The sequence below is a fragment of the Leptolyngbya sp. FACHB-671 genome, from assembly GCF_014695745.1.
Taxonomy (GTDB): Bacteria; Cyanobacteriota; Cyanobacteriia; order Elainellales; family Elainellaceae; genus JAAUTN01.
In genome coordinates this window covers 34995-54685 of record NZ_JACJOV010000137.1, presented here as the reverse complement: position 1 = coordinate 54685, position 19691 = coordinate 34995, and the positions used below count along the sequence as shown (strand labels likewise).

17 protein-coding genes are annotated in these 19691 nt (G+C 49.6%); 5 read left to right on the top strand and 12 right to left on the bottom strand.

Translation table 11 applies throughout. The features are described from left to right. Window positions 1-11: 11 nt before the first annotated feature. From H6F93_RS21655 to H6F93_RS21640, 4 genes are all read right to left on the bottom strand, one after another. Window positions 12-1466 carry a hypothetical protein gene (locus tag H6F93_RS21655; protein WP_190685196.1) on the bottom strand — a complete coding sequence of 485 codons (1455 nt, stop codon included), beginning with the start codon at window positions 1464-1466 and terminating at the stop codon, window positions 12-14. A 59-nt stretch (window positions 1467-1525) separates the two neighbouring features. Then, window positions 1526-2914, bottom strand: coding sequence for a hypothetical protein (locus H6F93_RS21650; protein WP_190685195.1), 1389 nt, complete (start codon window positions 2912-2914; stop codon window positions 1526-1528). An 86-nt stretch (window positions 2915-3000) separates the two neighbouring features. Further along, window positions 3001-4068 carry a hypothetical protein gene (locus tag H6F93_RS21645; RefSeq protein ID WP_190685193.1) on the bottom strand — a complete coding sequence of 356 codons (1068 nt, stop codon included), beginning with the start codon at window positions 4066-4068 and terminating at the stop codon, window positions 3001-3003. Window positions 4069-4098: 30 nt separating this feature from the next. After that, window positions 4099-5061, bottom strand: coding sequence for a hypothetical protein (locus H6F93_RS21640; protein WP_190685190.1), 963 nt, complete (start codon window positions 5059-5061; stop codon window positions 4099-4101). A 543-nt stretch (window positions 5062-5604) separates the two neighbouring features. On the opposite strand from H6F93_RS21640, the gene H6F93_RS21635 reads away from it, so the two are divergent. The 4 genes from H6F93_RS21635 (at window position 5605) to H6F93_RS21620 (ending at window position 9613) form a co-directional block, all read left to right on the top strand. Continuing rightward, a complete protein-coding gene (locus H6F93_RS21635) occupies window positions 5605-6846 on the top strand; it encodes an amidohydrolase family protein (RefSeq protein ID WP_190685188.1) in 1242 nt (413 codons plus the stop codon). A gap of 107 nt (window positions 6847-6953) precedes the next feature. Then, window positions 6954-7490 carry a YkgJ family cysteine cluster protein gene (locus H6F93_RS21630; RefSeq protein WP_190685185.1) on the top strand — a complete coding sequence of 179 codons (537 nt, stop codon included), beginning with the start codon at window positions 6954-6956 and terminating at the stop codon, window positions 7488-7490. A 124-nt stretch (window positions 7491-7614) separates the two neighbouring features. After that, on the top strand, window positions 7615-8199 hold the full coding sequence (locus H6F93_RS21625) for a TRAP transporter small permease subunit (RefSeq protein ID WP_190685180.1): 585 nt from the start codon (window positions 7615-7617) through the stop codon (window positions 8197-8199). A 79-nt stretch (window positions 8200-8278) separates the two neighbouring features. Next, window positions 8279-9613, top strand: a complete 1335-nt coding sequence (locus H6F93_RS21620; protein WP_190685177.1) for a TRAP transporter large permease — start codon at window positions 8279-8281, stop codon at window positions 9611-9613. Between the two features lie 11 nt (window positions 9614-9624). Here the strand turns inward: H6F93_RS21620 and H6F93_RS21615 are convergent, their stop codons facing one another. Continuing rightward, on the bottom strand, window positions 9625-10899 hold the full coding sequence (locus tag H6F93_RS21615; RefSeq protein WP_242043555.1) for a TRAP transporter substrate-binding protein: 1275 nt from the start codon (window positions 10897-10899) through the stop codon (window positions 9625-9627). A 384-nt stretch (window positions 10900-11283) separates the two neighbouring features. Between H6F93_RS21615 and H6F93_RS21610 the strand changes: the two genes are divergently transcribed. Beyond that, window positions 11284-12879 (top strand): gamma-glutamyltransferase family protein, encoded by a 1596-nt coding sequence (locus H6F93_RS21610; protein ID WP_347277344.1) that lies wholly within the window; start codon window positions 11284-11286, stop codon window positions 12877-12879. Window positions 12880-12965: 86 nt separating this feature from the next. Here the strand turns inward: H6F93_RS21610 and H6F93_RS21605 are convergent, their stop codons facing one another. From H6F93_RS21605 to H6F93_RS21575, 7 genes are all read right to left on the bottom strand, one after another. After that, entirely contained in the window at window positions 12966-13139 is a 174-nt protein-coding gene (locus H6F93_RS21605) for a hypothetical protein (protein WP_190797202.1), read from the bottom strand. An 11-nt stretch (window positions 13140-13150) separates the two neighbouring features. Next, window positions 13151-13516 (bottom strand): DUF1257 domain-containing protein, encoded by a 366-nt coding sequence (locus H6F93_RS21600; protein WP_190643765.1) that lies wholly within the window; start codon window positions 13514-13516, stop codon window positions 13151-13153. 287 nt (window positions 13517-13803) lie between these two features. After that, the gene (locus tag H6F93_RS21595) at window positions 13804-15054 is read right to left on the bottom strand and encodes a DUF4336 domain-containing protein (RefSeq protein ID WP_190685174.1); all 1251 of its coding nucleotides are present in this window, start codon (window positions 15052-15054) and stop codon (window positions 13804-13806) included. 147 nt (window positions 15055-15201) lie between these two features. After that, the gene (locus H6F93_RS21590) at window positions 15202-15615 is read right to left on the bottom strand and encodes a helix-turn-helix domain-containing protein (RefSeq protein ID WP_190685170.1); all 414 of its coding nucleotides are present in this window, start codon (window positions 15613-15615) and stop codon (window positions 15202-15204) included. A 300-nt stretch (window positions 15616-15915) separates the two neighbouring features. Further along, a complete protein-coding gene (locus H6F93_RS21585; RefSeq protein WP_190685167.1) occupies window positions 15916-16548 on the bottom strand; it encodes a response regulator transcription factor in 633 nt (210 codons plus the stop codon). Beyond that, a complete protein-coding gene (locus H6F93_RS21580) occupies window positions 16545-19067 on the bottom strand; it encodes a GAF domain-containing sensor histidine kinase (RefSeq protein WP_190685164.1) in 2523 nt (840 codons plus the stop codon). The genes H6F93_RS21585 and H6F93_RS21580 overlap by 4 nt, the downstream gene beginning before the upstream one ends. Before the next feature lie 291 nt (window positions 19068-19358). Then, a complete protein-coding gene (locus tag H6F93_RS21575; RefSeq protein WP_190685161.1) occupies window positions 19359-19676 on the bottom strand; it encodes a hypothetical protein in 318 nt (105 codons plus the stop codon). Between the last annotated feature and the right edge of the window lie 15 nt (window positions 19677-19691).

The window sequence follows — 19691 nt, the reverse complement described above, 5'->3', positions numbered from 1 at the left end:
GCAAACAAAACTTACGTCAAGCTGCTTTCAAAGGGCCGCTCTGATGAAATGCTGCCTACGCCCAGGCTGGCTAGCGTGTCGAGCTGATAGATTAGTTCGCTCAAGCTTTGCTGTACGCGCTCAAATGCCAGTACTTTGCCGAGCAGCTTGCCTTGGTTTCTATTGCTGAGCAGTCTGCCAGCCTGATCCTTTTGTGGCAGAACTGCATACAGAACTACACCAATCGTCCAAAACAGCGTATCAGCCTGGTCGGTGACAAAATCTAAGCCAAACTGACCAGAGGTTGACAGCACCGAAGGAGCCTCTAGACTGGTGAAGCGATCGACCCACTCATCAAAATCATTCACAGTAATGTCGGGTAAGATGATCGCGGCTTGGGTATTTCCCAGGGTAATCTTGCCTGGAATGTTTGGATCTTCCGTTGGAGCTTGCAGATTACTAAATAGGGCTGAATCTGAGCGTCGCTCGCTTTGGGTAAAGCCGATCGAATCCATTGCTGACATTAAGCTGGCGTTGCTGTCGGCAATTACAGGCAACATAATGCTGGTACGCGATAAACGATCGCTGTAGCGTCCGGCGATTGGGCTGGTGCTTGTCTTGGCAACTTCGTAATTTCTCCAACTCTGAAGCAACGTTGTAACATATCCAATCAACAGTTCAAAGCCTGCAACCTGTGTCTCATCCTCAAGCGTAACCGGGACAACTTTGAGTTCCAGACCAAACGCCTCACCCCGTCCCAAGTGAGCTTCTTCGCCTAAGCGATACAAGTAACCATCTTCCCGTCCAGTTTCATCTCTGCCAAGCAGCGTTTTGAAATAAGTATCGACTCGCTGTTTGCGGGGTTCATCAAGCCGTCCAAATTCGTCGATTAAGCTGCGAATTTGCGATCGCACCAAAGCACGTAAGGCTTCCACAGCATCAATGTCTGCCTTGGGGTCAAACGGAGTCAGTCCGTCTAGCACTTTCAAGGTATCACTACCAATAATTGAAGCTTGACGATACAGATTTGCCTGCTCAACCGAAAGCTGTCCGGTTGATCCCTCAGTAATGGGTGAGTGCAGAGATACTAAGCTGCGGGCAGGCTGCATCATCACTTGCCCATCTTTTGCCGTGGGAAAGGCACTGTTCAGCGCACTGATAAACCCATCGGGACCACGACCGGGCGATCGCCCCAGTACTTGCGTTAGTGCTCGTTCCACTTGCAAAGTGAGTGAACTTGCAGCGCTGGATGCCCCTGATCGAACTGAGCCATTGTCATAAACAGTAGTTTCATTGGTGGCAGAACGCCCCAGAACGCGCGTGATTTGCGCGAGTTGGTCGGCAATCAAAGCTTCCCTGGGAAGCGTACCTGCAATAGTGGCAGACGGTCCAAATAACTTATCGATAAAACTCTGACGCAGTTTTTGTAAATTCTCAGGAGTGAGGCTTATTTCGGAACCTGCTGTGTCCTTGAAAGGAAATGCCATCTTTGCAACCTCATTAATATTGAAAGGAATGTTTTGAGAAACCGCTTGAAAGTTAACGCTTAACGTCGTCCCAAGATGCGGTAGAAGTTGTCAGTAATCGTTTGGGGTGGGGCGAGACGCTGATCGAGCGCAAACCGAGCAGCGCTAATCATTAATCGAATTGGAACGGTACCAGGGTCTTCACCCTTTGCCAGCCGCCGACCTGCCAGCTCAATTAGCCCCATTTGTGCCGGGTCAAAGTTCACCACCTGCACCATTGACTTGTTGCCAAACTGTTTGTAAGGCTGAAACACCAGTGTATCCACCACCATTTCAGCCGCCGGATAAAAGGTCTTCATGAAACTGGGGGGAATGTCATTTGGCGTAATCCGAGGATAAAGCCGCTGCCACACTCGCTCTAACTCGGTTGCCATCTTGGTGAACCCCAGCCGCTTTAGCAAAATCAAATTGATCAGCACTCGCAGGTAAGGCGTTGGATGCACCGACAGCGGGTTGAATTGGACTGTATCAGCAGGCGATCGCCCCACCACATCCATCAATGACTCCACAGCAGCAGGACCACCTAGCACCAGCGCAAACATATCTGCCATGGTTTCTTTGTGCCATCGCGCCCACACCTGAGCAATCCCAGGAGAAAAGCGTCCCTCTGTCGTCAAGCGGTGATAGAGACGGGCAGGAACGACCTCCCACAAACCCAAATCTGCTTGGAGGTTGTGAGACACTTCATGCAGCACGCTAGAGAGTGCCCACACATTATCCAAACGATGCTGAGGCAGCATAATCAGCGGAAACAGATTTGAGTTGCGACGTAGTTTTGACAGCGGCACTCCCCGGCGGAAGGTGGCTGGACTGAAACCGCTGTCAGCATAACTAAATGGCAACAAGCTGGGGGTGGGCTGAGCCGTACCGAGACCACTGTAGACTCGTTCGTAGCAACCGATCGCAATGCGATCGATCGTTCGCAACCGTTCCCCAAATGACGAAAGCCGCTGCACAAATAAATCAAAGTAAAAATCCCAAATGCCTTCCAAATAAAGGACTTGGTTACTCACTGTTTGTTTACGCTCCAGCAGCACCCGCAACTGCTGGCTTGCAGGCTCACGGCGTGCTGCATTAGCAGCAGCTTCCACCCAACGTGCATTCTCGGTCAGTCGGCTGCGAAACTTTTCAATGAACCGATTTACGGCTTCAATGTGAGCCTCGCTAGGGGCTGCTGGTCCAGTCCCAAACTCATCTTTAGCAAACGGACGCAGCGATTTGGAATGCCGCATCAGGTTAATGGCTTGGACGTTTAGCCAATTATCCATCAGGCGCTGCTCACTGGGAGTGGCAGCTCCTTGGAGGTTATTACCAGAAACAACCTTCGGGGGTGGGGTAGGCTTTGCTGTAGTGGTTTTTAGAGTGGCGGGTGCAGATGCCACCTTAGATGAAGCAGGTGAGGATACCATATTCGATTAGTGGCTGGAAGTGGGGACGGTTTGATGCATTCTGTTACGAGCTACATTTCAAAACTTAGAACTCGTAACCTTGTTAGTTAGCGAACAGCCCTTTTGCTGGCGCAACTAGGACAGCGGGCAGCCTGGGCAGCAGCGCGGCGGGGATTTGGCGGAGCAACACGCTGACGCAAGACTGCATTCCGCGTGATAGAGCGCTGTACAGTCCGAGGATTGTTTAATACCTGTTGTGCTGAGGCTGCCATTGCTTTGACTGCCATTGCTCCAGTAATGGGCTTACCGGCACGGGAGGCCGCCTTTAGAGTGGCAACTGTTCGCCGTTGAATGGCAGGAACCGTCCGCAAGAGCTGTTTGCCGACCTTACCCTGCTGGCGTAGTGTCTTCACTAATCGACCATTGGCTTGAGCCAGAATAGGGGTAACGGGTCTGAGTGCCCGCTGTCCACCCATAATCGTAATTGTGATCGGCAACGCCGCAGCCGCAGCGGCTTCTGCCTCTGCCTCTGTTGCGGCTTCTGCCGCTTGTGCTGCTAAAACCTCAGTTAGAGCGGCTTCATGAGCAATTTCAGTGTTAGCAACTTCTGCTTCAAACTCATTTGTGCCAAATAGTTGAGCTTCTAGTTGAGCCGCCTCCATTTCACCCTCTTTTAATAAGGCGCTGGTGAGTTTTCCGGCTAGTGGTCCTGCAACCGCTCCTACACCCGGTATCATTCCCACTAATGCTCTTGCTGCCATTGGGGCAAGCCTTTTGGCGATCGGGGCTGCCACTTTGGCTAGTGATTTCAGCCCTCTGCCCAACTTCTTGAAGAAATACTCACCCTCATCCTCAAATTCAGGATTGTATAAAGCAGCTTCCTGCTCCCACTCACTTTCGTATTCGGGATTGTATAAGGAAGCTTCCTGCATTTCCCACTCATTCTCGTATTCAGGGTTGTACTGGGAAGCTTCCTGCTCCCACTCATTCTCGTACTCAGGGTTGTACTGAGAGGCTTCTTGCATTTCCCACTCATTCTCGTATTCGGGGTTGTACTGAGAGGCTTCTTGCATTTCCCACTCATTCTCGTATTCAGCAGTAGAGAAGGGATTGCTATACTGAGAAACTTCATGGGAAGCAGGTATTTCAAATACAGCCTCGTTTTGCATTACCATAATTCAACAGTCTCCTTTTGTTTGAATGAACTATGCGGAACGGGAAGTCGATCGACCCGGAGCAACGGTACGCTGACGAATAATGGCATTACGAATCATTGCCTTGGTCAAAGTTTTGGGGTTGCCAAATACTCGTGCAGCTTGAGCCGCCATTAATCGCTGAGCTAATGCCGCATTGATTGGCTGACCTGCACGTCGAGCCGCCCGTAAACTGGCGATCGTGCGACGCATGATGGTTGGCATCAGCCGCAAAAGCTGACGACCCGCCGGACCTTGACGATGTAAGAGCCGAACAAGTCGAGCGTTCGCTTGCACTAGAACTGGGATGATGTAACGTAAGGGTCGCTGTCCGTTCATACTCTTAACCGTGCTACTGACGGCAGCTCCCAGTAATGCCTCAGCTTCACTTTCACTTTGGCTGTGGCTTGCTTCGGCAGCTAGCACTTCAGTCAAGGCGGCTTCGTAGGCAGCTTCTGTATTGCTAACTTCTGCTTCTGCCTCGTTTGTCCCAAAGAATTCTGCTTCCATCTGGACTGCCTCCATTTCGCCTTCTCGCAGCAAGGCACCCACAAGTTTTCCGGCTAAGGGGCCGGCAGCAGCTCCGACACCGGGTATAGCTCCGATGAGTGTTTTGGCAGCAATGGGGGCCAGACGCTTTGCTAGGGGAGCGGCTACTTTGGCAATTTTTCCAATTCCTCGTAAAGCCTTTTTGAAGAAATACTCACCTTCTGTTTCCCACTCACTCTCCATTTCAGGATTAGACGAATGCAGAGCTTCCTGGACTTCCCACTCATCCTCAAACTCCGGATTGGAGTAAGGATTGGCGTAGGGAGTTGATTCTTGCACTTCCCATTCATTAGCAAACTCCGAGTTGGAGTAATTGGTGGATTCTTGCATCTCCCACTCATCTTCTAGTTCTAGGTTTGAGTAGGGTGGTGACTCAAATTCCATTTCAGCAGTACTTGCTCTGCCGTTGGCATACCCGTTTGTCATGTTTGATCTCCCAGTTTGATTAGGGGTGTAATTTCTTAAGTCTTTTCAGTACTAGGTACTGAAAATATCCCAAACTACGGATTTGATTAATGCAAGAAGGTACATCAATCAAACCAAAACGCCATATCAATTAGTTTCTGGAGCGCTGCGAGTTGAGCCAGAGCAGACGTTGTGGGACTTGCTCTGGATATGGCTGAATGCCATAAACACCAAGTTAGAGGATGTTTTTAGAGGTGTCAGTACCCTCGTGGGGTACTTGTCTCTTACAAAATGAGTAGCATCAACAAAAGCTAAACAGGGTTTAGCAACGTTTCCCTAAAAATTAGGCTACAGAGGGAAGAGCACTCCGCGACGCGGAGTGCCCTTCCAGTGTTGCTGATTTGATGTATGAATTTCGTCGGGTAACACATTGCCATCCCCCTACAAAGAGGATTGAGAGCCGTGAATCACACCCGTATATTTAGCAACGCCCAAAGTTTTTCCCTAAAGCAAACTAAAGGCTATGGTTTTAAGAGCGTATTGTCACGATTTAACAGTTTTTCAATGGATCTAAAAATTACCAATGCAATTCTGCCCGGACGGCAAGGACAGTGGGATGTGGGAATTGCGGGCGATCGCATCACCCACATTGCCCCAACTCTAGCCGCATCCGCAACTCAAACTCTAGATGCTCAAGGAAACCTGCTGATTCCAGGACTGGTGGATGGGCACATTCACCTCGACAAAGCCTTGATTCTCGATCGCTATCCAGCTTTAGATGGCACATTTGATGAAGCCCTACGCGAAACTTTGAAACTGAAGCAATCATTTACGATTGAGGATATCCAAAATCGGGCAAGAAGAGTGATTGAGCAGGCGATCGCCTTTGGCACAACTGCCATGCGAACTCATGTTGAAGTCGATCCAACGATGGGGCTTGATGCGATGGAGGCATTGCTGCCTTTGCGGAAAGCTTACTCCTGGGGCATTACCCTACAGCTTGCCGTTTTTGCCCAAGAGGGAATTACAAACCACGATGGATTAGTGGATCAACTCCGTCAGGCGTTAGCAATGGGAGGAGATGCGATTGGTTCTGCCCCTTACGTCGATCCAGATCCAAAGCAAAACATTGAAACTGTATTTGATCTGGCGCAGGAGTTTGACTGTGATGTTGACTTTCATCTTGACTTTTTAGATAACAATGAGCCGTTACTCTTACCGTTCGTGATAGAAGAAACGGTCAGACGAGGCTGGCAGGGGCGGGTTTGCCTGGGACACATGACCAAGCTAGCAGCCTTAACACCTTCAGAACTAGAGACGTTTGCTGCTGCAATGCAAGAGGCAGGAGTGTCTGTTTTGGCGTTACCTGCAACTGACTTATATATGATGGCTCGCAAAGATACTCACAATGTTCGTCGTGGCATTGCGCCCGTGCATCGTTTAGCAGAATTAGGAGTCACGGTTGGGCTAGCAACCAACAATGTATTCAATCTGTTTACTCCATTTGGAGACGGCGATGTGCTGAAGCTATGTACCTTACTAGCGCAAGTGCTGCACCTGGGAACCGTATTGAGCCACCAGCTTTGTCTGGAAATGGCAACCAGTCAGGCAGCAGCGGCGATCGGCATCCAGCATCACGAAATTGAAGTCGGCAATGTAGCTGATCTGGTATTGCTGAATGTGCGTTCAGTCAGTGAGGCGATCGGTGCTGCCCCAATGGGACGCACTGTTATTAAAAATGGAGTTGTTGTGGCACAAAGCAAAGTAGAACAACAGTGGTTTGTTCCCAAGCTAGTTTCTCTGTGATCGTGCTGTCCTAAACAGGAGCATGAATTCTAATACAAACAATGGCAGCAGCCCTAAAATGCTGGCAGGGTTGGGGAGAATAGTAGGGGAAAACAATCAACTTTGAGATGGACGAATTACAACAGTTGCTACAGGATTTAGACGAACGCATTGAATCGAGGGTTCAGGCTATTCGATCTGAGCGAGACTGGTGGCCCTGCCGACGGGGGTGCGACCATTGTTGCCTTCACCTTGCCCATCCTCCTGAACTCAGTACTGCGGAATGGAAACGGGTAGATGAGGCCGTCGCGCAACTCCCAAATTTAGAACAGGTTGTCGTCGAACAGAAGATCATTGCCCTTCTGCAACAGATTGCAGAAAACACCCTCGGCTTATCCGTTGTGTGTCCCTATCTGAATGAGGAGGGAGCTTGCCGAATTTATCATGCTCGCCCGATCGCCTGTCGAACCTATGGTTTCTTTGTTGCCCGTGATCAAGACCAGTACTGTCAGCAGGTTGAGACCGAGATTAATCAGCGTGGGGAGAATGCAATCGTGTGGGGCAACGCGGAGGCAGTTCGTCATGACCTTGAGCAGATGAGTGGCGCACCTATCGCATTTGAGAAACACTACGGCGATCGCCTTCACCTCAATCCGTCGAAATGAGTTCGATGCCCATTCTGAGAATTAGGGCTACAGTGGGTTGTCTCTCCCGCTGTAGCCCTTTTCTGTTGCAACATTGGACTCATAAAGATGTAGGATTTGTGAAACTCTAGACGAACAAATTTAAATGCGAATTTTACTTAAGTTTGCACGGGCGATCGATCGCCTGATCGAGGTCTTGGGACAAGGGGCAGATTGGCTCGTAATCCTAACTGTTGCCGTTGGTTTTTATAACGTGGCTGTCCGATATATCGGACGATTTATTGGATTGCAGCTTTCCTCCAATGTTCTCATTGAGCTGCAATGGTATTTGTTCTCAATCATCTTTTTGCTGGGCTTTGCTTACATCTTGAAGCACGACCAGAATGTCCGGGTCGATTTTTGGTATGCCCACTGGAGCGAACGACGAAAAACCTGGATTAATTTGATTGGAACGGTGTTATTTCTAATTCCGTTTTGCATTCTGGGTCTTTATGTTGCGCTCAATCCCGTGTTGGCATCTTGGGGACAGCTTCCAGATGGAACGTGGGGAAGTTGGGAGGTTTCTTCTGATGCCAATGGGTTGCCCCGTGCCCCAATCAAAACCATGCTACTGGTAGGATTAGCCCTGCTGTTGTTACAGGCGATCGCCCAAGCCATTAAGTATGCTGCCCTTCTATCAGGACGGCCAGTCCATGTGCAGCAAGATGCAGAACAACTTCCCTACGAATAAAGTTGGCTAAAACTGCCCTTAGAATGCACACTTTTACAGCTTAAAAGATAACTAATTAATCATCGGGAGCAAGACCAGTATGGGGTTTGAGTGGCTGGCGATCGCCATGTTTGTCGTCTTTTTTATCATTCTAATCAGCGGGTATCCCGTAGCGTTTTCTTTTGCGGGAACGTCTTTAATTTTTGGGGCGATCGGTTTGGCAGTGGGTGCTTTTAACCTCAACCGCTTGCTGCTGCTGCCGAATATCTGGTTTGGCACGATGTCAAACTTCACCCTGCTTGCTATTCCCTTCTTTGTATTTTTAGGAGCCATTTTAGAGAAATCTGGCATTGCTGAGGAATTGCTAGAAACAATCGGCATTTTGATGGGGCGATTGCGTGGCGGATTAGCCCTAGCAGTTGTAATTGTAGGAACCATGCTCGCCGCGACAACAGGTGTAGTTGCTGCAACCGTGATTGTGATGGGAATGATTTCACTGCCGATCATGCTGCGTTATGGCTATGACAAGCAGCTTGCCTCTGGTGTGATTGTCGCATCTGGAACTCTTGCTCAGTTGATTCCTCCCAGCCTGGTATTGGTCGTTCTGAGTGATCAGATTGGCGTGTCAGTAGGAGATTTGTTTTTAGGCGCATTAATTCCTGGACTCATGCTAGCGGGGTCTTATGCTCTATATGTTTTGGTAGTGGCGCTAATGCGACCTCAGACGGCTCCGGCACTCCCTCCAGAAGTGCGAATGATTGGCGGTATGGCTTTATTTCAAAAACTTTTAAAGGCGGTTCTACCACCCATCTTGTTAATTTTTGCAGTGCTGGGCAGCATCTTTTTTGGCATTGCAACTCCGACTGAGGCAGGAGCCGTTGGAGCTGTTGGAGCCTGCGTGTTAGCAGCCCTCAACCGACGCTGGAATCAAAAACTTATCCGTGATGCAGCCCATTCCACGGCATCGATTACGGCTCTCGTGTTGATTATTCTTTTTTGTTCTTCCTTGTTTAGCCTTGTCTTTGATGACTTGGGTGGCAAGCGACTGATTACCGAATTGCTGGTCAGCTTACCGGGTGGTTATCTTAGCTTTTTGATTGTCAGTAATATTGTGATTTTTTTGCTGGGTGTTTTTCTAGAGTTTATCGAGATTTGCTTTATCGCGATGCCGCTACTAGTGCCCGCAGCACAAGCTTTGGGAATCGATATGGTTTGGTTTGGGGTGATTATGGCAATTAATCTGCAAACCGCCTTTATCTCACCCCCAGTTGGGTTTTCCCTGTTCTACCTGCAAACGGTTGCGCCCAAGGAAGTTAGCACGATCGACATTCACCGAAGTGCCCTTCCTTTTATGGCATTACAAGTTGTGGTGTTGTTGATCGTGATTGCCTTTCCCCAAACGGTGAGTTGGCTTGTGAATGCGTCGTTTCAGTAAAGCTGGTGATGCTATCCGTTTAACTTGCTGTAGGTGAAACGGGTAAAGCTGGATTCATTCAGATTGTCCCAGGCATAAACGCGATCGCGAAATTCTCTCCATTCCGAGTACACAGACTGAAAATCAGCATCTTGGGCAGCAAATTCGTCATAGAGTTCCAGGGCAGCTTGTTGTGCAGCCTCCATAATTTCATCACTGTAAGACCGTAACTGAACGCCCTTATCTACTAGCCGCTGCAACGCTTCATTGTTACGGGTTTCATAGCGTGAGAGCATGGTTACATTCGCTTCATAAGCGGCTGTTTGCACGGCGGACTGATATTGGGGGGGAAGGTTGTTCCATTCGTTGAGGTTGATTTGTACCTCTAAAGTTGCGCTCGGTTCCCACCAGCCGGGATGATAGTAGTATTGAGCAACTTCATTCAATCCAAGTTTTTCATCATCATAAGGGCCCACCCATTCTGCGGCATCGATCGCCCCCGTTTGAAGTGCCTGGAAGATTTCCCCACCGGGTAAATTCTGCACGGTCACGCCTAGTTTTGCCATTACCTGCCCACCCAGTCCAGGAATACGCATTTTCAAGCCTCTCAGGTCATTCACGGACTTAATCTCTTTGCGAAACCATCCGCCCATTTGGGTGCCCGTATTACCAGCGGGAAACTGAATCACATTAAACTTGCTGGCATAGAGTTCTTGCAGTTTTTGCAGCCCTCCGCCTTCATAGAGCCACGCGTTTTGCTGTTGCGCCGTCAGCCCAAAGGGAACTGTTGTGCCAAAGGCGAGAGCCGGACTTTTGCCAAGGTAATAGTATGAAGCCGAGTGCCCACAGGGAACCGCACCTTGAGACACAACATTCAGCACTTCAAGTGGAGGAGCCAGTTCACCCGCAGCTCGGGGAGTGATCTTAAACCGATCGCCAGTCAGGCTAGCGAGGCGATCGCTAAACACTTGAGCGCCCCCAAAAATTGTATCCAGAGCAACGGGCCAGCTCGTCGCCATTTCCCACTCGATCGTCGGTAAATCGGTGGTACTGCTGGCATTGGATGTTCCAGTGGCAGAATTAGACTGCTGACAGGCGGCAAGTCCTGCTGCACTGATGGTTCCAAGGGCAATCTGGTTCAACGTGCGGCGTTTCATGGCGGGTTTCTCCAACGTGACGGGATTGATTTTGATCGGCTGAATCGACTGGTTAACCGAGTTGGGTGGCTCAACTATGACGAGAACCATTTCCTCGTCAATGAGGGCTGCCCGACTCCAGAAGTCTGAAGAGATGACTTCAAGCAGCATGGGTGCAAGCAGTGAAGCGATCGCGGGAATGGTGTTTTCCCTTCATCAACCTTTGTAAACGGCGATCGCCCAACTCGATTAGAGGCGGAGCCTAAATATTTTCTCAGATTATGCGCTTGTCCCCATACCAGAAAGAGTTCCGATTTTCCAGGTACAGATTATCGGGGTACAGGGTAGTACACAGGACTTCCTGCGTGAGTGGTACGTGGCGGAGCCGTGCTACCACTCACACAATTCCAAAAATTGGGGTTACAGATGGAAGGGCACCCCGCTCCGCGGGGTGCCCTTCCATCTGTAACCTCTTTTTAGAGAGACGGTATTACACCTCAAAAAGTGATCGATGTAGGAGGTTTACAGTATGAATGTTGCTTTAATGGACAGCTTGTGAATCCTGTAGACCTGACTCAGTACCCTTATCCCTCAACTCGTCGAGTTGTTTTATCTCAACACGGCGCGGTGGCGACTTCCCAACCGCTAGCGGCAATGGCTGGAATGGAGATGCTGGTTGCTGGGGGAAATGCTGTCGATGCTGCGATCGCCACTGCGATCGCCCTCACCGTTGTTGAACCAACCTCCAACGGCATTGGCTCTGATGCGTTTGCTTTAGTTTGGGACGGTAAGCTGCAAGGGTTGAATGCTTCTGGATACAGCCCCGCCGCCCTCAGCCTTAAAGAATTTGATGGGATGAGAAGTGTACCTGAGCTAGGTTGGCTACCCGTCACCGTGCCAGGGGCAGTCTCAGCCTGGAGAACCCTCTGGGAAAGATATGGCAAACTTCCCTTTGAACGTTTGTTTGAGCCTGCTATTCGATGTGCAGAAGGGTTTCCGGTTTCACCTGTGACCGCCCAAGCCTGGAAGCAAGCTGAGCAGGTTTATTTGCCTCAAACCGCTGCTGAATTTGAACCTTTTAAGGCTGTCTTTTTCCCGGAGGGGAGAGCACCTCGACCGGGTGAGATATGGCGCAGTCCCTTACATCGCAAAACTTTGGAGGCGATCGCCAGCAGCGGGGGGGAGAGCTTTTATCGAGGAGAGCTAGCAGAAAAAATGGCGGCTTTTGCAGCAGCGACCGGAGGGTTTCTAACGCAAGCTGATTTGGCTGCTCATCAACCAGACTGGGTAGACCCGATTTCTACAACCTATCGTGACTTAACCGTGTGGGAAATTCCACCGAATGGTCAAGGGTTAACCACACTTTTAGCACTCAACATTCTAGAGAATTTTGACCTTGCTAATCATCCACGTGACTCGGTTGAGAGCTATCATTTGGCGATCGAATCGATGAAACTGGCGGTTGCAGATGCCTATCGCTATATTGCTGACCCGCGACACATGGAGTTTCCCTACGAGTGGCTTTTGGATAAGTCCTATGCTCAAGAGCGCAGCAAGCTGATTGGAACGAATGCTTTGCCGCTTGCTCAGCCAGGTTTACCCAAAGGAGGAACCGTTTATCTGGCTGCGGCAGATGGGGAACTGATGGTGTCTTTCATTCAATCAAACTACGCAGGTTTTGGCAGCGGTATCTTAGTGCCCGATACGGGTATCGCACTGCAAAATCGGGGAACTGGATTTGTTTTGCGGCCTGATCATCCCAACTGCTTCCAACCTGGGAAACGCCCCTTTCACACTATCATTCCGGGTTTTCTCACAAGAAATGGAAAGCCTTTAGGCCCGTTTGGAGTGATGGGTGGGGCAATGCAGCCACAGGGACATCTTCAAGTGGTGGTCAACCTAGCTGATTATGTAATGAATCCGCAGGCTGCTCTGGATGCCCCTCGCTGGCGATTTATGGAAGACAACAAGGTGTTGTTAGAGCCACAAACGCCTGAAGATGTGGTGGCAGGACTGCAAAATAAGGGACACAAAATCGGTACCACTACAGAGTCCTCATACTTCGGCAGAGGACAAATGATCTTGCGTCATGATGATGTGTTGATGTCTGCCTCAGAACCTCGTGCAGATGGTCTTGCAATCGGTTGGTAATACCTTATCTCACGGAGGGAGTGCTCTGGGCGATCGCCCAGAGCACTCCCTCCGTGAGATACAAAGAAGTAACCAAATCAAGCAGGTTAACTGATGCTGCTATAGTAAATGACAGCAATAAATAAGATGGGAAGCAGAACCGCTAGCGTTACAGCAAAACGAAAGATTGGATTCGGCAATTTTTCAGGAGTAATCACATCACGCTTGGTTGGATCAGCGGATTCCTGCTTTTGTGACTTTGTAGCATTCATATCATTCATATCTGTAGGACTTATGCAGTTAGATGATTTTGCAGTGAGAGTTTGACATTTGCATGTTGTAAGCCAGGACGTTTCACTTCTGCCAACGTCTTATTGATTGCGTATTTTTGATTCACCACATCCATCAGTTTTGTCAGATCGTGCTTCTTCGCGACACCCCAAAGGTCAGCGATTATAGCAAGTGAACCATCTGAGTGACGCAACCAGCCTAGATCACAGTCCCCATCCAGCACGGCAACAATGTCAGCTTGAACGGTTTGATTGCATAGTCCTCGTACCTCAGTATTTGTTTTCACCTCCATCCCTAAATCCTGTAATGATGCTTTTAGGATTTCAGCATCCGTTAGTTTGCTCCGTAATGTACTAAAGTGAGACATATCAGATTTCCTTGATGATTAATCCAATTCTTTAAAGTGAGTGACACTACCTACAGGCGTGGGATAATTCCCAAACCTGGAAGGTATGTCTATCACCAAGATAAATAAGACATTGTTAAGTTTTATTGCTCTAAAGAGAGACATTGCTGGTAATCACAACCCTCCAAAGTACGGAGCAGTGTGCTCTGTTCAAGGTGTTTCTCGTACATCGCAATACTTGACTGCTTAATAAATACATCCCAGGCTGCTCAATCAGAATCAGGCTGCCTGCGTAGATAACACTCCTATTACACCTTCTCCTTAGGTGGGGTAGCAATACCACGCCTGACTAGATTGGCTTCCAGATTCCTGATGAATTCAAAATCTGTTTCGGGTAAGTGCTGATTTCTACTAATCAACAAATCTGCATTCGTAGAAGCCTCTTTCTCCAAGAAGCTAAAAGCCTGTCGAAACTGTTGTGGGCTGGCTTTAAAGGGTGCGTCAAAGTGACAGGAGATAATTTGGCGAAAATCCCATGCTGCAACCTGATCTGCCCACTCAAGAACTTGTTTGGGTGCCTGAATCAGAATGAGTGTTTGCAAAATAGGGGCAACAAAGGGTCTTCCATCACTCCGTAAAGCCCGAAATGACTGCTTCCAGGTATCTTTCCAGCGAAATGGGAATAGCCCAAAGTATGATTTTTTGGAGCGCTCAGGTGCTTTAAATGCATCGCTTAGTGTCTGCCCCAATCCAACGGTCTCTAGTGCACCTGGACGAAAGTAAAGAGCAAATAGTGCAATCCGTTGCCACCCTTTACGGCGGTTGGCTTCGGTGTTTTCTGGTTGTTCAAGGGCACTCTCTCTGGCGTGAAACAGCAAGGGGTATGGGTCGAGTTGGGCGATCGCAGGTGGTTCCTCTGGCACAGAAAGCACGGAATCCGTCACGAGCAGCGTGTGCGATCGCCGATGCAAGACTGCCACCTCTGCAAAGGAGCCTCGCCCCAAGTTAAAATCCAGCACTGCGTAGTCAAACTCATCGGCAAAAGGCGCTTTGCTGCTGTCCTCTGGCAGCACATGAGTTCGACCTTTGGGAAAGCCAAGCCAACTGAGCGGCAGGTTGAGCGGAAAACTCCATTGATTCGGTGCAACAAACACCTGCGCTTGCGGAAAGCGTCTGGCAAACGGACCTACAAAAACCTTGTGCTCCAACCCTGAAGAAGTCGGCAGAATGATGTACTGAACCTCTCCATGAACTGCCACTAGCTCTTTAACTAACTCAATACACTCATTGGTCGGTGCAACCGGGGCGTAGACGAGCAGTCCACCTGCTTCCAGCTTTACGACGGTCATCCGGATTGGCACAATCGTGTAAAGGATGCCCTGAAGCTGATCAAACGTCCAAATGGTGTCTGCTACCACTTCCCGTCGAAGGGTGCGTCGCTTGCTGTAGGGGTACAGGGGTACAGCGGGCCAAAAGTTCCATGACCAGTCTTTGGGATTAAGACTCAGATCAGGCGATCGCTCCTGCGGTTGTCTTTTTGACCCATGCTCTGCGCTCATAACTCTTGACTACATTCACGTCCTTCTCCAAGTTTGTAACACTATGAGCAGAATGTGTGTCTTCAGGGATTACTTGTTACTTGTTTCAACAAAATTCACGCCCCTCGGCGGAGGGTCCAAGGCGTATTATGAGGAACCGATGCTTGGCTACGATCGCTGAGCAAATTGTTTAGGACTAGTGCCCACTGAGCGTTTGAAATGAAAACACAAGTGACTTTGATTAGAAAAGCCAACTTCCAGCGCAATGTCAGCAATGCTGAGTTGGTTTTGCAATAATAGTTGTTTGGCGCGTTCTACCCGCTGTTGCAGCAAGTAGTGATAGGGCGATACCCCGATTGATTGCTTAAATAGACGACAAAAATGAAATTGACTCATATTAACGTGAGCAGCAATCGCCTCTAAAGAGAGCCCTTCATTCATATGCAGATGGATATACTCAAGGGCTGCTCTCAACTTGCGGGGTGATAGTCCTTTGGCTGAAAGGGAATTAATCGGTAGATCACCACTAGTGGGGAGGGGGCGGTCGATCAGGATAGGGGGCTGCTGTAAGTTGTTATTCATCGTCTTTTTACTGATGATTTGCACCATGAAGCTTCTCTATCGTTCTGGATGCCAATTTGATTTGAATAGGTTGCAGATGTAGGTAGGGGCGCACCGCAGTGCGCCCCTACAGAAATTGGTGTGTCGCGAAATCTTGTTTAAATCGGTATTACTAGCAAACAGCTTCAGCCTAAAGGCAATGCCCACTGCTGTCACCTAGAGCCAAGTTAGCCCATTCCCTATCTAAAGGAGCATCAAAATTCCTGTACTAGAGAAAAGCTTTATTCCTGATCAAACGATCAGGTCATTTGCCAAACGTCGTCAGGGGTTGAGTCGAGCCAGTCCCCGTTTAAGCGCAACAATGACGGCCTGGGTACGATCGCTCACATTCAACTTGTTCAAAATATTGTTGATGTGGAACTTGACGGTGCCTTCAGAAATGTTCAGGGCAGACATAATATCAGCATTGCCTTTGCCATTCACCAATAGCTGAATCACCTGCTGTTCTCGCTGGGTGAGCGCGGTTGCGCCGAGGCGATCGCTCAGTTTCAGGGCAATGTTAGACGGCACATATCGCTGTCCTTGATGCACCGTATGAATGGACTGCAACAGTTTCTCAGAAGTGGTGTCCTTGAGCAAATAGCCTCGCGCTCCAGCTTGCAGCCCCCGATAGATATCCTCATCGGTGTCGTAGGTGGTCAGCACAATGATTTTTGCCTGAGGGGCAGTCGCTCGAATTTGGCCGATCGCCTCCACACCATCTAGATTGGGCATTCGCAAATCCATCAGCGTCAGGTCAGGCTGATGCAGATCGTAGAGTTCTACCGCTTGCTGACCGTCTTCTGCCTCGGCAACAACCGTCATATCTGCTTCTCGATTGAGAATTGCTACTAAACCATCCCGAACTACAGCATGGTCTTCTGCCACGAGAATGCGAATGGGTGAAGAGGTCATGTTGCTTGCCCTCCCGACGGGGGTACGGTTACTGAAATTGTAGTGCCCGATCCAGGGTGGCTAATCAGGCTGAAACGACCGCCCAGTCGTTGCGATCGCTCTTGCATTCCAATCAGCCCAAACCCCTGATCTACTGTAATCTGCTCTGGGTCAAAGCCCTGTCCATCATCTACCACGTCTAACTGCACCGCTTCAGATCCGAAATGCAGCGTCAGGTAAACTGCTGTTGCCTGAGCGTGCCTTAAAACGTTGGTCAAAGCTTCTTGCCCGATGCGTAACAGGTTCATCTCAATCATGGGAGAGAGCGGGAAGGGAGTACCCGTCACCTCAACGGTTGCTTTTAACCGAGTACCTGTGGTCATGCGCTGTGCAAAATAATGGAGGACGGTCGGCAAATCTTGTGACTCTAACGCTTCTGGACGCAGTGCCCAAACCGAGCGACGGGCCTCTGCCAAGCCGTCACGGGCGAGGGCACGGGCTCGTGCCAGGTGTTCATGGGCAACTTCGGGTTGAGTGGCCACAATACCTTTAGTCGCTTCCAGTTGCAGGATGATTCCTGTTAAAGCCTGAGCAATTGTGTCATGAATGTCGCGGGCAAAACGGTTGCGTTCTTCTAACAAGGCTGTTTCTTTTGCGGCTTCCGCAAGAGTGGTAAGCTGCATCACCAGGGCAATTTGCTGCGCCAGTGCCAAAATCAGTTCTTCATCCACCAGGCGCAGGGCAACGGGATGGGAGAACGCCATCGCTAGGAAACCAAAGGGGCGATCGCCTACCAGCAATACGCAGCTACTCGTTCCTCGAAGTCTCTTGGCTTGAAACCATTCTGAAACACCAGTCCACAGTCTGCCTGAAAACTCACTGATGTTGAGGGTTGCAAGTTGAGGATGTTGACAAAGGTGAGTAAAGACGGGTGTGGTGGTGACAGAAATGGGCGATCGAAAAATGACAGGTTCATCGTCAGCAGGTGTCCAAAACACCTGTTCATCTCGCACCCGCAGTTTCAGAGTGAGTGCATCTTGAGTGGCATCATAGCTAAACACATGTGCTACCGATGCGCCTGCATAGCGAGTGACTTCGAGCAACAACTGCCCCAGCACGTCGTTTAAGTTAGGCTCGGTAGACAAACGACTCAAACTGTTTCGTAGCAAGGTATTTGCTCGACTTAACTCGGCTGCTTGCTGCTGAGCAGCTTTCTCCCGCTCACGGGCGATCGCAGTTTCCACAGCGCGATTGCGAGCCTGGGCAGAAAGTCGGCTGGCTTGCATCGCGAGTGCAAGCTGTTTCGCAAGTCCCTCAGCCAGCATGATTTCTGCATCTGAAAAGGGCTGATTGATTCCCCGATAGATTACCAGTGCCCCATCTGCTTTGCCGTCAACCAGGAGAGGTTGGTTGAGTTCCAGTCCCCAGCCCTGGGAAATGGCAAAGGCATGAAAATCTGGCACGCTTTTAGCACAAGTGTGGTCGATAATAACGGCGTGTGTGCGGTCTCGAACGGTTGTGCCATGCAGATGCTCTAGCGGCACGGTGAATCCAGTGGCAAGTTGATGGAGTACTTGATGATGCTCTGGGTCAAGCAGTTGCAGTTCCATAGGATTGAGGATTTTGCCACTGCTATACCAGTAGCGCAAGTATACCGTTTGATCCCATTTGTGTTCGTAGTAAGCGCAATCAGCAGCATTAAATGTTCGCGCTACAATCGTCAGCACCGCAGGGATAAAGTCATCAAAGTTATCTAAAGAACCGAGTGTATCGATGGTCTGCTGCAAGGCTTCATTCGATCTGGCTAGTTCTGTGACTCGCACCAGTTCTGCTTGTAGCAGAGCTTGCTGGGTTCGCTGCCGCTGAATGGCGCTACCCACACAGTTTGCCAAAACTCCTAACACGCTCAGTTCTGCTGAACTGCGGTGTCTCACTTTCTGACAGTCATCCAATCCAATCACTCCCCACCACTGTCCTTCAACTTGAATGGGTACGAGGTAAGTTGCTTTTACACCAACGGCAAGCTGACTGCTGCGGAAAGGTTCAGGGGAATCTTCGATCAGATAGGCAACGGTTTGCCCCTGTTGCAATCGCTCAAATATCTCTGGAATCTCTTCATAACTACCCTGAGCCGCAGTCGAATCAGAAAATTGACAAGGAGTTCCAGGTGAATCCCACTCGTACAACACGCGCCAGTGGGGAAATAGAAAGTTTGAATCCGGGGCAAAGTTTTCAACCACGTTAACGCGATCGCTTTCCAGAGTCTCACCGAGCAACTGTAAGGACTGTTGGATGGAGCTATCCAGGTTTGCTGCGGTCAGCAATAGGTGAGCTACGGTTGCAGTGGTTTCCAGGAGGCGATCGCGCCGTATTTCCGTTTGAGGATTGTGGCTTTGAGGATTGTGGCTAAGCGAGTTAGTCTTATGCTGCCCTGGTTGGGCAAAACCAAATTGAAGGTCATTGCATCTGTCATTTTCTGGAGTCAGGGGACTGTGCGGCGATTGGGCCATTGAATCATCCTGAAGGAATGGTTCCTGCATCGGTGCTGACTCCAGCTTGACCAATTTTTTAGAAGAAATGATTTGCCTTCAGATTCAATATAAAGTGCCTGAGGGCAGACTTCCAATCGTAAATAGGGATTTACAGCATATTTCCACTTGGATCAACCACAAATCCCCGCAGGGGCTCGGCAATGTCATGCCCCTACGAAAATCGTTCGTCAAAAGTGCAATACCCAAGTTATGTAGGAACTTCCAGCAAACGAAACGGGGGCTGGTCAGGAAAATGCTTCTTCAACAGCGGCATAGAACACGTTGTAAACCGGAATGTTGCTACTGGTTCGCCCCTCGACCTGTCCGTGGTAAGCATGACCGTGTAGGGCAAAACGCTACCGAAAAGCGATTTAAAGGTTCCTCCAGGCGGCTAGAGCCCAGAAACGGCAAAATATCACAAGGTTCTCCCTCCACCGTTTCCTGAATGGGGGAATAGTGTAGTACAGCGACCCGCTGCGAGGTGTCTAGCTTTGCCAGGGCTGATTCTAGCCTGAGGGCTTCTTCTACGGCTTCATGCACAAACTGTTTGATCGGTGCTTCTCCCCAGGCTTGCAGCATTCGGGAGCCAAACCCTCCGCCAAAGCCTTTTGGGTGCATTTTGATGATTCAGTA